Genomic DNA, 14,124 nt, shown 5'->3' on the forward strand with positions numbered 1-14,124 from the left:
CGTGAGCGTTGACCATCGGACGGCCTATGAGCTGCTAGCGCGGGGGGAAGTCGAAGGCGCCCTCGGCCTGACCGCCGCCCTGGTCCAGAATCCAGACGCGCCAGCGGCTGCTCTCGCCGCTCACGCGACGGTGTTGAAGGCGGCTGGTCGGCCGCGGGAAGCGCTGAGAGCCAACCAGGCTGCGGTCAGCCGTTTCCCCGGCAACAAGGTCGCCTGGCACAACCTGGCCTCGACGCTGGGTGACCTCGGTCAGGCCGAGCAGGCCGAAGCCGCCGCCCGGAAGGCTATCGGGCTCGGCCTCACCGCGCCCGAGACCCGGCTGGTCCTGGCCCGCGCGCTTCAGGAGCAGCGGCGATTCGATGAGGCTGAGCAGGCGTTCGTCGCCGCGCTCGACGCACGCCCTGAGTACGAAGAAGCCCATCGGGAGCTCGCCCAGCTTGTCTGGATGCGAACTGGCGACCGACGCGCCGCCCTGGCGCGGCTCGAGCACGCCGCCTCATCTTTCCCCACCAACCCAGGCCTTCGCTACGCCCTGGCCATCGCTCACGCATTCACCGGCCATCCTGAGTTAGCGCGGCGCACGGTCGAGGCCGCCCTCGCCGTCTCGCCGCGCGATCCCCGGCTGCTTGGCCTGGCGGTCGAGGTATGTTGCGAACTGAATGACGCACCCGCCGCGGTGCGATGGGCCAGCACCGCCACCGGCCTCAGCGTCGCCGGCGCCCACACCTTGACCGCCCAAGCCTTGCTGGCCGCCGGCGATCCGATGGGCGCGCGCCGGGCCGCTGACGCAGCGGTCGCCGAGGCCCCCGATCACCAGATGGCGCTGGCGCTGCAAGCCACGACGTGGCGCATGACCGGCGATCAACGCTACACGGCGATGTACGACTATGACCGTCTGGTCGGCGCCTATGATCTCTTTGATGAGAGCAAGGCCGAGGACCGCGTGTACCTGGAAGCGCTACGCGCGGCGCTTCACAGGTTGCACGGCTTCACGGTTCACCCCTTCTCGCAGTCCGTGCGCGGCGGCGGCCAGTCGGCGCTGCGGCTCGATGGCGGCCACGAAGGGCCGATCGAGCGCCTGCTGGACCAGTTCCGAGCCACTGTGCAGCGACACATCGGCACGATCGGCGTGGGCGACACCGTCTTTGATAGACGAAACACCGGAGCGGCTGAATTGAGCGGCGCCTGGTCGGTTCGGCTTGAGGCCTCAGGCCACCACACCAACCACGTCCATCCCAGAGGCTGGATCTCGTCGGCCTTCTATGTGTCGGTGCCGGAAGAATCCGGAGACGCCGTGGCCAAACCCGGCTGGATCAAGTTCGGCGAGCCGGGCATCCGCACGACGCCGCCCCTGGCGCCGGAGCGCTACGTCCAGCCAAGGCCCGGCCGGCTGGTGCTCTTCCCGTCGTACATGTGGCACGGAACCGTGCCCTTCGCCTCGAACCAGCAACGCCTGACCGTCGCGTTCGACGCCGTACCGGCGTAACCCCCCGCCCCCGGTCTCGGCCCGCTCCAAGTCAGCGCGCCACACCTTGCCTTGACGCAAAGAAAAAGGGCGGCGGATTGCTCCGCCGCCCTTCGCCTCCCGTTGCGGGGATGCGTCTTAGAAGTTGGCCGTGAAGCCGATGAACATCCGGCGACCCAGCAGATCGTAGGTCGGGTAGGTGTTCGGCAGGCCCGTACCGACGATGTTCGAGCTCACCAGCGGCGGGTCTTGGTCGAAGACGTTGTTGATACCCGCGCGCACCTTGAACATGTCGTTCACGTTCCAGACGCCCGAGAGATCGATATAGCTGCGCGAAGGCAGGGTGTGGTTGAACTTGTTCGGCGCGCCGCCGCCGCTGCTGATGGTCGGCTCACCCGAGTCAGCTTCGTTGGTCACGCTGCCAATGTAACGCCACGCGAGCGAGGCGGTGACATCCCACGGCGTAGCCCAATTGAGGCGAGCCGTGTGGCGCCATTCCGGCAGGATCGTCTGGCACGACGGACCGAACAGGCCGGCGCAGTCGTATTCAGGATCGCCCGGGACGGGAATGGTCGTCGCGTTGATCGTGTAGCTGCCCGCGAAGTTCAGCGACACGCTGCCGTACTCTTCCAGTCCGAAGTTTTCGAACGGGATGTTGTAGGTCGCCTGCACGTCCACGCCCGAATAGTGGTTGGCGCCGACGTTCACGCTGGTGCCGTCGATGTAGCCGCCGCCCGCCACGCTGGTGCCGAACAGGGTGCCGTTCGGGGCGCGGTTGACGAGCGAGCAGAACTCCGCATCGCCGGTGTCCATGCACTTCTGCAAGGTGACTTCGAGCGGAATGGCGCTGATCGTGTTCGTCAGGTCGATGTCGTAGTAATCGATGCTACCGATGAAGCCCGGCAGGAACCGCGGGGTGACCGTGAAGCCAACCGAGAAGGTCTTGGCGGTTTCCGCTTCGAGGTCCGGATTACCCCCGTTGAGCACCGCGCACTGGCCAGACGGGCACTGCACGATGGTGTTGGTGGTGCCGCCGTTGCCGTACTGAGCAGCGGTGACGCCGGAGCGGATGCACTGCTCAAGGGTCGCGGTCGCGGGTGTGCCGTCGGTGTCAGGCGAGCAGGGGTCAACGGAAAGTTGGCTCGTATTGGTGACCGAACGCGGCGTGTAGAGCTCCAGCAGGTTCGGCGCGCGCAGGGCGCGTTGGTACGAAGCGCGGAAGCGTACGTCGTCGGTAGGCGCCCATTGCAGGCCGACCTTGTAGGTGTCGGCTTGGATGCCGGTGGAGTAGTCCGAGTACCGGTAGCCGCCTTCGAGCGTCAGCTCCTTGGCGTACGGCATGTCCTGGATCAGCGGCAGGCGGGCTTCGGCGAAGACCTCCGTGACCCGAATGCTGTTGTCCACGGTCACCGAGGCGCCGCCAGCGCCGGACAGGTCGCCCGACAGCTGGGCCACGTCCGGAGCGTATTCCAGGTGTTCGCGGCGGTTCTGGAAGCCGAACGCCACGCCAGCGCCGTCAGTGGCCCACGGCGTCTTGATGCCGTATTCGCTGAGATCGCCGGTGACAGTGCCTTCAACGACGCGCTGGCTGGTGGTGCCGCGCGAGGTGCCGGTCACGTCCAGATAGGCGAGAGCCTCGTCGGTGACGCCGTTGTCTTGGAAGATGTTGTAGGGAACGCAGCCGGCGCCGCTGATGCATTCGGGGCCGTTGGCGCCCTGAACAACCTGCAGCGCGTTCTGGATCTTGCTGATGCTGAGGTAGTTCTGGCTCGCCTGGTAGAGGCTCGTGTAATAGTACGAACCGTACAGATCGTAGTCCCAGGGACCAGTGATCTTGCCCTTGCTGCCGACCACAACGCGGTAGTTCTGGTGCTCGTAGAACGAGTTCCGTCCACCACCTTCGATGTTCCGACGGCCGATCGACAGATCCTTGCTCTCGCCCGCGGCGATGTCAGCCGGCGTACAACCGATGACGCCTTGCTGCTGACCGCTGAGGAAGGGGTTGTTACAGTTGACGAGGAAGCCGCCCAGCGGGCTGGCGCCCGAGCCTTGGAACAGGCCGGTCGGGGCGATCTGCACGTTCGACCGATCGTTCATCATCGAGAAGTCGGTGTACAGGTTGAAGGTCTCGTTCACGTCGTAGTGAGCGAAGAAGCCGGCCGAGTAGCGGGTGCTCTGCTGCAGCAGGAACGCATAGTCGTTCGAGTTGAAGCGCTGCGGCGGGCTGGTGCCCGGGGTGCCCCACGGAACGAAGTTGTTGCCCAGAACCGAAGCTTGGCTGAGGCCGGCCAGGCCGTCGCCATTGAGGTCCGGGAAGTCTTCGCCGCTCGACAGGCCATACAGGTTCGAGTTCGGCGAACCGGCGCAGGCGGCGATGCCGGAGGCCGGAGCGGTCACCTGACAGGCGGACCAGTCGCGCTTGTTCTGAGTGACCGGATCCTGGTCGTGGTAGGTGAAGAAGCCGGTCACGTTGCCGCGGCCGTCCTCTGAGTTGGCGCCGTAGACGATGCTGATATCGCGCGCCTTGCCGTCCCAGACGTTATCCTTGGGGTTGGCGATGCCGGCCTTGCGTTGCAGGCCCTGCACGAAATCGTTGTGCTGGCTATGCTGGTTGACGCTCCACTGGGCGTCGATCTGCAGGCCTTCGAAGTCGCGCTTCATGATGAAGTTGACGACGCCGCCGATGGCGTCCGAACCGTAGGTCGCCGAGGCCCCGCCGGTGAGCACGTCCACGCGCTCGATCAGCTGGCTGGGGATCTGGTTGATGTCGGGCGAAGGGTTCGGGTTGCCGGTGTTCGGGTCGCCGATACCGAGGCGACGGCCGTCAACCAGGACCAGGGTGCGCTGTTGGCCGATGCCGCGCAGATCGATGGTGGCCACGCCACCGGGACCCGACAGCGGGTTGGAGGTGCTTGACAGACCGGTTGCGGCGTTCTGCGAAACCTGGGGAAGCTGGTTCAGGAAGTCCGCGGTGACCGGACGGCCGCCGAGAGTGATTTCCTGCGCGCCCACCGCCTGGATCGGACTGATGCTGGTCAGGTTAGGCTGAGGAATACGCGAACCGGTGACCACCAGTTCTTGGACTTCTTGCTCCCCCTGAGCCATCGCTGGCGTGGCGAGCCCGACAAGGGCGGCCGCGCCGCAGATCATGGATGACGCCAGTAGGCGCTCCCGCATCGACTTGAATTTCACTGTTTGTATCCTCCAGCGGTCCACCAGACGGCAGCCGCTCCCCACAAAGGAAAGGTCCCAGAAACGATCTGCTCCCGGTTACACCTGAGTTACGAGGCGAACATGTTCGAGGTCAACGAACATCAATAGTCGGTCACATCATAGGCGCCGTTCTGTAGCATTCTGGTCACAGATCGCCCGGACCGGCCGCTTGGGCGCACGAGTCGTGCCGAGCTTGCCCTCAAAGCGGCGGTTTGTTGCCACCGACGCAGAGATAGCGGGTCCGGTGATGATCAATAACATTGTCCACGAAACCGGTAACTTTCGGGTTCACCAGGTTCTTGGTGACATAGAAATACGTCGGAGCGACCGCCGTATCTTCCAGCATCAGATACTCGGCCTGCGCTAGGTATTGACCGCGCTTTGCGGCGTCCGGCTCGTTGTCGGCCTTGGCCAGCAAGGCGTCATAGGCGGTATTGCTATAGTCGCCGTAGTTCTGCTGGCCCGTCGCCGACTGCATCAAATACAGGAAGCTCATCGGGTCGTTGTAGTCAGCGATCCACGCGGCGTCGGCGACCTGGAAATCCCGCGCCCGATAGGAGGCGTAGGCGATCTGGGTCTCGTTCTGGGCCAGACTTGCATCGACGCCGATCGCCTTCCAGTCGGCCTGGATGGCCGGCATCACCAGCATCGGGTCGGGCGAGTTGCGATGCTTGATCTCCACCTTCAGCGGGCGATTCGGGCCATAGCCCGCCGCGGCCAGCAGGCGGCGCGCCTCTTCCTGACGCTTGGCCAGCGGCCAACTCGCCCACTCGGGCGGCTTGGCGCCCTGGTAGTTCGCCACGCCCGGCGGCACGAAGGTGTAGGCTGGCGTCTGCCCGCCGCGCAGCAGCTTCTCGGCGATAAACTCCCGGTCGATCGACATCGACAGGGCCCGCCGCACGCGCGGATCCTTGAACTCCGGGCGGTTGGTGTTGAACGCCACATAGGACACGCCGAGATAGGTGTTGGTGCGGACGTAGTCGGGGATGTCCTTCCGCAAGAAGGCTATGCGATTGGATTGGATGTCGGCGTTGGCGTCGAGTTCGCCGCGCCGCACGCGCCGCTCGGCGCTGATCGCGTCGTTGGTGGGATAGTAGTAGACCTCGTCGACGCAGACCTTGTCGGCCTCATAGAAGGTCGGGCTCTTTACAGACCGGACGTAATCGCCCAGCCGCCACTCGCGCAGCATGTAAGGGCCGTTACCCACGAAGTGTTCGGGACGCGTCCAGGCGTCGCCCCACTTCTGCACGACGTGCTTGGGCACCGGATACATCGAGTAGTGCTTGGCCACCTCCGGCAGATAGGGGGCCGGGTGGTTCAGCCGGATTTCGAGAACCTTTGGCGAAACCGCTCTCACCCCGACGCTCTCCAGCGGAGCCTTGCCCTCGTTCGCCGCCTGAGCGCCGTCGATCATGTAGAGCAGCGATGAGTATTGCGAGGCCGTCTTTGGATCGAGGATACGGCGGATCCCGAACACGAAGTCCTCGGCCGTCACCGGCACGCCGTCCGACCACTTGGCGTCGCGCAGGTAGAACCGCCAGGTGAGCCCGTCCGGCGACGTCTCCCAACGCTGCGCCATGCCCGGGATCGGCCGGCCGGCGGCGTCGTCCTGGGTCAGGCCCATCAGCGCGTCGGAGATGATTCGGTCTTCCCAAGTGCCGCTGGACTTGTGCGGATCGAGCGTCGTCGGTTCGGAGCCGTTGCCAAGGTGCAGGCACACCTTGCCCTGCGGACACTGCGCCCGCGCCGGGCCGCTTTGACCGCATGCCTGCACAGCCACCGCGACGGCCGAGAGAATCAGGAGATTGCGTGCATGGTGGCTGGCGGCTTCAATGAGCTTACGCAGTGACATGGGGCTCTCAGAAATGACTATCGATATGGTTCAGGTCAGACGCACGGCCGTCGTTCTTGCCGCCTCGACCCTCTGCGCTTGGCCAGCATACGCTCAGCAGCCCAGTATGGGAGGCAGGGCCGCCCTGGTCCAGAAGCTGGCCGACTGCCGAAAGGTCGCAGACGACTCGGCCCGGCTCGCCTGCTTCGACGCCGCCGCCGGCGCGCTGGAACAGGCCGAGGCGAAGGGCGACATCGTCGTCGTCGATCGCGCCCAGGCCGAACAGGTTCGCCGCCAAGCGTTTGGCTTGCGCCTGCCCTCGCTGGCGGTGTTCGACCGGGGCGACAAGCCCGAACAGGTCGACAGCATCGAGAGCACCATCACCGCGGCCCGCGCCGACCCCACCGGACGGTGGGTGCTGACCCTGGAAGACGGCTCCACCTGGACGCAGGTCGAGGTCGACCCGCCGGCGATCAAACCCAAGGCCGGCAAGCCGGTCCGTATTCGCAAGGCGCCGATGGGCGGCTACCTGCTGAACGTCGATGATCAGCGCGCCTTCCGGGTCCGCCGGACAGACTAGCATCAGCGGGCGTAGGCCTGAGTTTCAGCGACCAGCGCCTCAACGGCGGCGGGTTTCATCCTCATCGGTCCTGCGGATCGATGGCGTCACGAAGCCCATCGCCGATGAAGTTGAAGCTCATCAGGGTGACGACCATCACCAGCGAGGGGAAGACCAACAGCCACGGGGCTAGCTCCATGTCCTGCGCGCCATTGGCGATCAGACTGCCCAGCGAAGCCATCGGCGGCTGGACGCCCAGCCCCAGGAAGCTGAGGAAACTCTCGGCCAGTATCACGGCCGGGATGGTCAAGGTCACATAGACCACCACCGGCCCGAGCAGGTTGGGGATGATGTGTTTGGCGATGATCGCGCCTTGGCTCAGCCCCGCCGCCCGCGCCGCCTCCACGAACTCCTTGTGCTTCAGCCCCAGGGTCTGGCCGCGGACAATCCGGCTCATGGTCAGCCACTCCACCGCGCCGATGGCGATGAAGATCAGGATGATGTTCGACCCGAAGGTCACCATCATCAGGATGACGAAGAAGATGAACGGCAGCGAGTAGAGCACGTCGACCACGCGCATCATCAACTCGTCCAACGCCCCGCCGACATAGCCGGCGACCGCGCCCCAGATGATGCCGATCACCAGCGAGACCACGGTCGCCACCAGGCCGATCGCCAGCGAAACCCGCAGCCCCATCAGCAGTCTGGCCAACAGGTCGCGGCCCAGCGAATCGGCGCCCAGCAAGTGCCCCCCGCTCAGCGGCGGCGCCCAGACGTCGTTCTTGTTGATCTGGTCATAGCTGAACGGGACCAGATGCGGCCCGATCAGAGCCACCACCACCAACACCGCCAGCACCACCATGCCGGTCACCGCCGCCCAGTTGCGGAACAGCCGCCGGCGGGCGTCGTCCCACAGGCTGCGGCCCTTGACGGCCTTTTCCATGACTTCAGCCCCGACGCGCGAGCCGGGGGCGAGAATTGGAGCCTTCAAGACAGCCTCACGCGGGGATCGAGCACCGCATAGAGCAGGTCGGCGATCAGGTTCAGGACGAGGATCAGGGCGGCGTAGAAGATCACCATGCCCATGACGACGGTGTAGTCCCGCTGGAGGGCGGAAATGACGAAGAACTTCCCGAGCCCCGGCAGGTTGAAGATCTTTTCCACCACCAGCGACCCGGTCAGCAGGCCAGCGCAGGCCGGGCCGAGATAGCTGACCAGCGGCAGGATCGCCGCGCGCAGGGCGTGCTTACCGACGATCCGGTGCTCCGGCAGGCCCTTGGCGCGCGCGGTGCGCACATAGTTAGAGCGCAGAACCTCGATCATCCCAGCCCGCGTCAGCCGCGAGATGATGGCGATCTGCGGCAGGGCCAGGACCGTCACGGGCAAGATCAGATTCGCTAGCGCCCCGCCGTTCCAGCCCCCGGACGGCAGGATCTGCAGCTTGGATCCGAACAAGAGCACCAGCAGCGGCGCGGTCACGAAGGTGGGAATACAGACCCCGATGATCGCCACCGTCATGACCCCGTAGTCGACCAGGCCGTTCTGGCGCAGCGCGGCCAGGACGCCGAGCGTCACCCCGACGATGCTGGCGATCAGGATCGCCGACAGGCCCAGCACCAAGCTGACCTTGTAGTTTTCCTGCAAAATCTCGAGGACGCTCTTGTCCTGATATTTCAGCGACGGCCCGAAGTCGCCATGGGCCACATCCTTGATGTAGTTCAGATATTGCTCGCCAAGCGGCTTATCCATTCCGTACTTCGCCATCACGTTCCGCTCGATCTCGGGTGAGAGTCTGCGGTCGGTGTCGAAGGGACTGCCGGGCGCCGCGCGCATCATGAAGAAGGCGACCGTCACGACCAGGAACAGCGTTGGGATGGCCACGAGCAGGCGGCGGCCGATGAAACGCAACATTTTGAGAGGGGCTCAAGGTGGAGGCCATTTGACGGCCGGACGTTGCGAAAGTTTCATCGCCCCCCGATGATGTCAACGAAGGGTCCTCCTCCCAACCTCCGGTAGCTCACATGACTGATTTCCGACGCGTCACCGAACAGCTCTCCGTCGCCCCCCAGATTGGGTTGGGCGATCTCGCCACGGCCGCGAGCCAAGGCTTCAAGCTGGTGATCAACAATCGCCCCGACGGCGAGGAACCCGGCCAGCCGACGAGCGCCGAGGTCGAGGCCGCGGCCAAGGCGGCGGGTCTTGGCTATGTCCATATCCCGGTGCGCGGCGCGCCGACGCCCGATCAGGTCGAGGCGAATTATCGGGCGGTGGAAGCCGCCGAGGGTCCCGTGCTCGCCTTCTGCCGCTCTGGCACCCGGTCCATCGTCACCTGGTCGCTGGGTCAATTCCAGGCGGACGAGCATAGCGCCCAGGAGCTTGTCGAGTTGGGCGCCCAGGCCGGCTACGATCTGTCCGGCGCATTTCCGCGCTAGGGTCCGCCCGCGCTAAGGTTGGTTGGCGAGCGGGACGCGGGTCGCGCCCATGGCGACCTGCTCAGGTTCGCAGCTCGCGACCGCCAGCAACAGCTGAGCCGCGAAAAGACACAGCAAGGCCGACACCACTCTCTGAAGCCGTTTTGATACAAAAATCGCCGCGTCCGTCGCCATGACCGACCTCATTCATCACATCGAGGTCATGGCCAGCAATTCGGGCGCCGCCCAAGGAAATTGCCGATGATCCCTTATGTCCGCGAGATCAAGTTCGACTATGGCGCCTGCGATCAGGTCTCACCGCTGATCCGCCGGGTAGTGGCCAATAATCCAGGGCCGTTCACCTATCTCGGCACCGGCACCTATATCGTCGGCAAGGGTCAGGTGGCGGTCATCGATCCCGGCCCGGACCTGCCCGAGCATCTCGACGCCCTGATGGCGGCGCTGGAGGGTGAGACGGTGACCCACATTCTGGTCACCCACCATCACTCCGACCACTCCCCCCTCGCCCGCCCGCTGCAGGAAAAGACCGGCGCGAAGATCTACGGCTGCGCGGTGGGCGCTCAGGCGGTGGATTCAGTGGTGATCACCGAAGCGGGCCACGACCTGGCGTTCACGCCCGACGTCGACATCTGCGGCGGCGGCGCGGTGTTCAAGGGACCTGGCTGGACGCTAGAGGCGATCGCAACACCCGGCCACACCTCCAACCACATCTGCTTCGCCCTGGCCGAGGAGAACGCCCTGTTTTCCGGCGACCACATCATGGGCTGGTCCACCACGGTGGTCTCGCCGCCCGACGGCGACATGACCGCCTATATGGAAAGCCTGGACCTGGTGCAGGCGCGAGGCTTCACGACGCTCTGGCCGACCCACGGCCCGCCGGTCCTCGACGTCGAGCCGTTCATCGCCGCCTACATCGCTCACCGCCGCGCCCGCGAGGCTCAGATCCTAAAGGCCGTGAGCGAGGGCCACGGGCGCATCAAGGACATGGTCCCGGTGCTCTACGCCGAGGTCGACAAGCGCCTGTGGCCGGCCGCCGCGCGCTCGGTGCTGGGCCACATCATCGACCTGGAGCGGCGCGGCGTGCTCACGACCGACGGCCAGCCGGGTCCTGACAGCGACTATCGACTAGCCGGGTGAGGGGCAGCTCGACTTTACCGGCTCGCCGCGCAGCCGCCTTTCCAGCCAGTGGAGGATACCCTCGCGGGCCGCGGGGATGACGCTGCGATGTTCGCCGCCCTCGATGCGGTCGACCTGCAGCATCGTCCCCACCGCGCAAGCGCGGGCTTGGTAGAGTTCGGTGCTGCCGAACGGCACGATCCCGTCGGCCGAACCGTGCACGACCAGCACCGGGGCGGCCGAAGTCCGCAGCCCCGACTGATTGCGTTCCAGCGCCGCCGTCCAAGCTGGATCGTCAGTGACATCGGCGATCACGCCGGGCTCCTTTGAGTGACCGACTTCCTTGAAGACCTCCAGGATGCAACCCTGGCCGGCGACCTCGACGAGATCGCGCCCGCGCGGCGACAGCAGGTCGCTCGACAATCCATAGGCCGAGACATAGCCGCGGATGATCTCGTAAACGTGCGGCGTGCCCGAGCGGAACAGCTGGTTCACGACCGGCGACATGATCGTCGCGCTGGGGGCGAGAGTGGCGACCCCGCGGACCCGTAGCTCAGGGGCGTAGGCCCGCGCGATCTCGCCTGCCGCCAGGGCTGCCTGCCCGCCTTGCGACCAGCCCAGCATCACCACGTCCGCTCCGGCTTTCGAACCACGGACCCGCCGCGCCGCGCGAGCCGCATCCAGCGCACCGCGCGCCGCGGTGTCGCCAACCAGAAACTGGTGAACGCCGGGGCCGCCGAGCCCCTGATAGTCCGGGGCCGCCACCACATAGCCCCGCGCCAGAAGCTCTTGCAGATAGGGCGTGCCGATGTCGATCGGATAGCCGGCCGCGCCGCCCCGTTCCAGGAAGCCACGGGCCGGATCGGGCGCCAACGACGGCGCGCAGCCACGCGCCCCGCCGGTCGTGCCGTGCGCCCAGACCAATACTGGGCGCGGCCTCGTCGCCTTGTCGACCGGAACGATGATCAGCCCGGTGGCGGCCACCGGCTGGTCGTCCCAGGTGCGCGAGGCGTACATGATCCGCCATGCCCGCGCGCCAGCCGGCGCGGCCACCGGTTCGGACTTCAGGAGATCGCCAGGTTTGGCTCCGGCGAGCCTGGGCGAGGCGTCATAGAAGGACGTCACGGCAAAGGCCGGGGGGACGTTGGCCCCGGCGTCGAAGCCCTGCAACGGCTGAGCGACGGCTGTCGCCCAGACCATCGCCGCGCCGGCGACGCCGGCCATGAAGCTATGCCAAGCCATCAAGTACGAAAGCCGTGGATTGAACTGACGCCGTCACCGATGGCTCGGCTTCGCGCACCCAGACATAGGCGAGCAGCGTCACGGTGGTGATGACGAGCACCAACAGGGCTCGGCCCCAAAACCGCGAGAAGCCGGCCATCAAGGCGACGATGATCCCGAAGATGCCCGCCGCGACGCTGCCCGAGGCCACGTGCGGCGCCCATTGATAGGCCAAGACGCCTACGCCGAACTCCGCACTCAACAGGCCAAGCCTGGCCCCGCCCCAACCGACGGCCACCATGGCCGCCGGTGCGAGCGCGATTAGGGTCGCGACATGCAGATAAACATGGGCGAACCGCCGCGAGATCACCTCAGGCCGGACGACCGCCGCAGAGGGCGATGGCGACGACCGAGGTGCGCCTACGTCGCTCGAAAAGGGTTCTGGGCGTCCGCCGGGGCCTCCGCCTGATCGACGGCGGCGGGTTCCTCGCGATGGCTCCGATCGACCGCCTGGGCGGGGTCCGGAGTCCAGTGAAGCCAGGCGTCATCCTCGCCCCCAATGATCGGTGCGGGCTCCGGCGCGTAGATCTTGGGTTCGGGCGGCGCGGCAAGCGCCGCCGTGCCGCTGGCCGCCGGGGTCGTGGCGGGAAGCACATAGTCCTTCATTCGCTCACGGATCAGCTTCTTGTCGATCTTGCCGGTGGCGCCGAGCGGGATCTCGTCGACGAAGACCACGTCGTCGGGCATCCACCACTTGGCGATCTTGCCGTCGAGAAATTGCAGAAACTCGTCCTTGGTCGCGCTCTCGCCCGGCATCAGCTTGACCAGCAGCAACGGCCGCTCGTCCCACTTGGGGTGCGCCACGCCGATCACCGCGGCCAGTTCGGCCTTGGGGTGGCCGGCGGCGATGTTCTCGATCTCGATGGACGAAATCCATTCGCCGCCCGACTTGATCACGTCCTTGGCGCGGTCTGTGATCTGCATCACACCGTGCTCATCGATGGTCGCCACGTCGCCGGTGTCGAAATAGCCTTCGGCGTCGAGGATCTTGCCGCCTTCGGACTTGAAGTACTCGCCGACCACGAACGGACCCGACACCTTCAGTCGCCCGAACGTCGCGCCGTCGTGCGGCAGGGGCTTGTCCTCGTCGTCCACCAGCTTGAGCTGGATGCCGAGCGGGGCGCGCCCCTGCTTCAGCTTGAATTGCAGTTGCTGCTCGTCGTCCATCTGGGAGATGGCGTGGTTGGGCGTAGCCTGGGTGCCGAGCGGCGAGGTCTCGGTCATGCCCCAGGCGTGGGTGACATCGACGCCGTACTCGTCGCGGAAGCCGCGCACGATCGCCTCCGGCACCGCCGAACCGCCGATCACCACGCGCTTCAAGGTGCTGAGCGTGCCCTTGCTGGTGCGAAGGTGGGTCAACAACATCTGCCAGACGGTCGGGACAGCAGCCGAGAAGGTGACTCCTTCGGTCTCCAGCAACTCGTGCACCGAGGCGCCGTCCAGCTTCGGGCCGGGCATGACTAACTTGGCGCCGACCGCCGGAGCCGAGAACGCCAAGCCCCAGGCGTTGGCGTGGACCATCGGCACCACCGGCAGCACCGTGTCGGTGGCTGTGATCCCCAGCACGTCGGATCCCATGGTCACCAGGGTGTGGAGGAAGTTTGAGCGGTGAGAGTAGAGCACGCCCTTCGGATTACCCGTCGTGCCCGAGGTGTAGCAAAGGCCCGCAGCGGTATTCTCGTCGAAGCCGCCCCAAGCAATGTCGGCCGAGGCGTTCGCCACCAGGGTCTCATAGGCCAAGGCGCCTGGCAGGCTGTCGCCCAGCTGGGCCTCGTCGGTCAGGACGATAATGTGCTTCACGCCCGGGATCTGATCGCGGATCGAGGCGAGGATCGGCAGGAAGGTCAGATCGGTCAGGATGATCCGATCGTCAGCGTGATTGATGATGTAGACGAGTTGCTCGGCGAACAGTCGCGGGTTCAGGGTGTGGCAGACCGCCCCCATCCCCATGATCCCGTACCAGGCCTCGATATGGCGGGCGGTGTTCCAGGCCAGGGTCGCGACCCGGTCGCCGGGCAAGATCCCCAGCCCCAGCAGGGCGTTCGACACCCGCTTGGCGCGCTCATGGACCTCAGCATAGGTGGTGCGGACGATCGGTCCCTCGACCGAACGGCTGACGATCTCGCGTCCCCCGTGCCAGGTCTTGGCGTGGTCCAGGATCTTGTCGACCGTCAACGGCCAGTCCTGCATCAAGCCTTGCATTTTTTATTCCTCCCGACGTTGCCCT

12 protein-coding genes are annotated in these 14,124 nt (G+C 65.9%); 4 read left to right on the forward strand and 8 right to left on the reverse strand.

Annotation, left to right across the window (positions count from 1 at the left end; all coding sequences use genetic code 11):
- A partial coding sequence (locus Q7T84_RS03025) for a putative 2OG-Fe(II) oxygenase (protein ID WP_304806224.1) occupies positions 1-1,486 on the forward strand: 1,486 nt, incomplete at its 5' end.
- A gap of 117 nt (positions 1,487-1,603) precedes the next feature.
- Here the strand turns inward: Q7T84_RS03025 and Q7T84_RS03030 are convergent.
- Positions 1,604-4,657 carry a TonB-dependent receptor domain-containing protein gene (locus Q7T84_RS03030; RefSeq protein WP_304806225.1) on the reverse strand — a complete coding sequence of 1,018 codons (3,054 nt, stop codon included), beginning with the start codon at positions 4,655-4,657 and terminating at the stop codon, positions 1,604-1,606.
- 220 nt (positions 4,658-4,877) lie between these two features.
- The gene (locus tag Q7T84_RS03035) at positions 4,878-6,530 is read right to left on the reverse strand and encodes a peptide ABC transporter substrate-binding protein (RefSeq protein ID WP_304806226.1); all 1,653 of its coding nucleotides are present in this window, start codon (positions 6,528-6,530) and stop codon (positions 4,878-4,880) included.
- A gap of 106 nt (positions 6,531-6,636) precedes the next feature.
- Here Q7T84_RS03035 and Q7T84_RS03040 point away from each other — a divergent pair, with 106 nt between their 5' ends.
- The gene (locus tag Q7T84_RS03040; protein WP_304806227.1) at positions 6,637-7,089 is read left to right on the forward strand and encodes a hypothetical protein; all 453 of its coding nucleotides are present in this window, start codon (positions 6,637-6,639) and stop codon (positions 7,087-7,089) included.
- Between the two features lie 61 nt (positions 7,090-7,150).
- On the opposite strand, the gene Q7T84_RS03045 is transcribed toward Q7T84_RS03040, so the two are convergent.
- A complete protein-coding gene (locus tag Q7T84_RS03045; RefSeq protein WP_304806228.1) occupies positions 7,151-8,011 on the reverse strand; it encodes an ABC transporter permease in 861 nt (286 codons plus the stop codon).
- Positions 8,012-8,055: 44 nt separating this feature from the next.
- Complete coding sequence (gene oppB / locus Q7T84_RS03050) at positions 8,056-8,979, reverse strand: oligopeptide ABC transporter permease OppB (protein ID WP_304806229.1); 924 nt, start codon at positions 8,977-8,979, stop codon at positions 8,056-8,058.
- A gap of 110 nt (positions 8,980-9,089) precedes the next feature.
- Between oppB and Q7T84_RS03055 the strand changes: the two genes are divergently transcribed.
- On the forward strand, positions 9,090-9,500 hold the full coding sequence (locus Q7T84_RS03055) for a TIGR01244 family sulfur transferase (RefSeq protein WP_304806230.1): 411 nt from the start codon (positions 9,090-9,092) through the stop codon (positions 9,498-9,500).
- A 12-nt stretch (positions 9,501-9,512) separates the two neighbouring features.
- Here Q7T84_RS03055 and Q7T84_RS03060 read toward each other — a convergent pair whose 3' ends face one another.
- On the reverse strand, positions 9,513-9,674 hold the full coding sequence (locus Q7T84_RS03060; RefSeq protein WP_304806231.1) for a hypothetical protein: 162 nt from the start codon (positions 9,672-9,674) through the stop codon (positions 9,513-9,515).
- Positions 9,675-9,740: 66 nt separating this feature from the next.
- Between Q7T84_RS03060 and Q7T84_RS03065 the strand changes: the two genes are divergently transcribed.
- Positions 9,741-10,637: an MBL fold metallo-hydrolase gene (locus tag Q7T84_RS03065; protein WP_304806232.1), complete on the forward strand. Its 897-nt coding sequence runs from the start codon at positions 9,741-9,743 to the stop codon at positions 10,635-10,637.
- On the opposite strand, the gene Q7T84_RS03070 is transcribed toward Q7T84_RS03065, so the two are convergent.
- From Q7T84_RS03070 to Q7T84_RS03080, 3 genes are read right to left on the reverse strand one after another with little or no spacing between them, the layout of a single operon-like run.
- Positions 10,626-11,840: an alpha/beta fold hydrolase gene (locus Q7T84_RS03070; protein ID WP_304806233.1), complete on the reverse strand. Its 1,215-nt coding sequence runs from the start codon at positions 11,838-11,840 to the stop codon at positions 10,626-10,628. The two genes, Q7T84_RS03065 and Q7T84_RS03070, sit on opposite strands and share 12 nt — an antisense overlap.
- Before the next feature lie 4 nt (positions 11,841-11,844).
- Complete coding sequence (locus tag Q7T84_RS03075; protein ID WP_304806234.1) at positions 11,845-12,207, reverse strand: hypothetical protein; 363 nt, start codon at positions 12,205-12,207, stop codon at positions 11,845-11,847.
- Between the two features lie 50 nt (positions 12,208-12,257).
- Positions 12,258-14,099, reverse strand: a complete 1,842-nt coding sequence (locus Q7T84_RS03080) for a long-chain-fatty-acid--CoA ligase (RefSeq protein WP_304806235.1) — start codon at positions 14,097-14,099, stop codon at positions 12,258-12,260.
- Positions 14,100-14,124: the final 25 nt, after the last annotated feature.

Origin of the sequence: Phenylobacterium sp., assembly GCF_030654915.1 — a bacterium.
Taxonomy (GTDB): Bacteria; Pseudomonadota; Alphaproteobacteria; order Caulobacterales; family Caulobacteraceae; genus Phenylobacterium.

What these genes read in the sequence shown, in the direction of transcription:
- oppB (WP_304806229.1), bottom strand. Translation starts at nt 8,979, where the DNA reads ATGTTGCGTTTCATCGGCCGCCGCCTGCTCGTGGCCATCCCAACGCTG.
- Q7T84_RS03045 (WP_304806228.1), bottom strand. Translation starts at nt 8,011, where the DNA reads ATGGAAAAGGCCGTCAAGGGCCGCAGCCTGTGGGACGACGCCCGCCGG.
- Q7T84_RS03055 (WP_304806230.1), top strand. Translation starts at nt 9,090, where the DNA reads ATGACTGATTTCCGACGCGTCACCGAACAGCTCTCCGTCGCCCCCCAG.
- Q7T84_RS03035 (WP_304806226.1), bottom strand. Translation starts at nt 6,530, where the DNA reads ATGTCACTGCGTAAGCTCATTGAAGCCGCCAGCCACCATGCACGCAAT.
- Q7T84_RS03040 (WP_304806227.1), top strand. Translation starts at nt 6,637, where the DNA reads ATGGGAGGCAGGGCCGCCCTGGTCCAGAAGCTGGCCGACTGCCGAAAG.
- Q7T84_RS03060 (WP_304806231.1), bottom strand. Translation starts at nt 9,674, where the DNA reads ATGGCGACGGACGCGGCGATTTTTGTATCAAAACGGCTTCAGAGAGTG.
- Q7T84_RS03065 (WP_304806232.1), top strand. Translation starts at nt 9,741, where the DNA reads ATGATCCCTTATGTCCGCGAGATCAAGTTCGACTATGGCGCCTGCGAT.
- Q7T84_RS03070 (WP_304806233.1), bottom strand. Translation starts at nt 11,840, where the DNA reads ATGGCCGGCGTCGCCGGCGCGGCGATGGTCTGGGCGACAGCCGTCGCT.
- Q7T84_RS03080 (WP_304806235.1), bottom strand. Translation starts at nt 14,099, where the DNA reads ATGCAAGGCTTGATGCAGGACTGGCCGTTGACGGTCGACAAGATCCTG.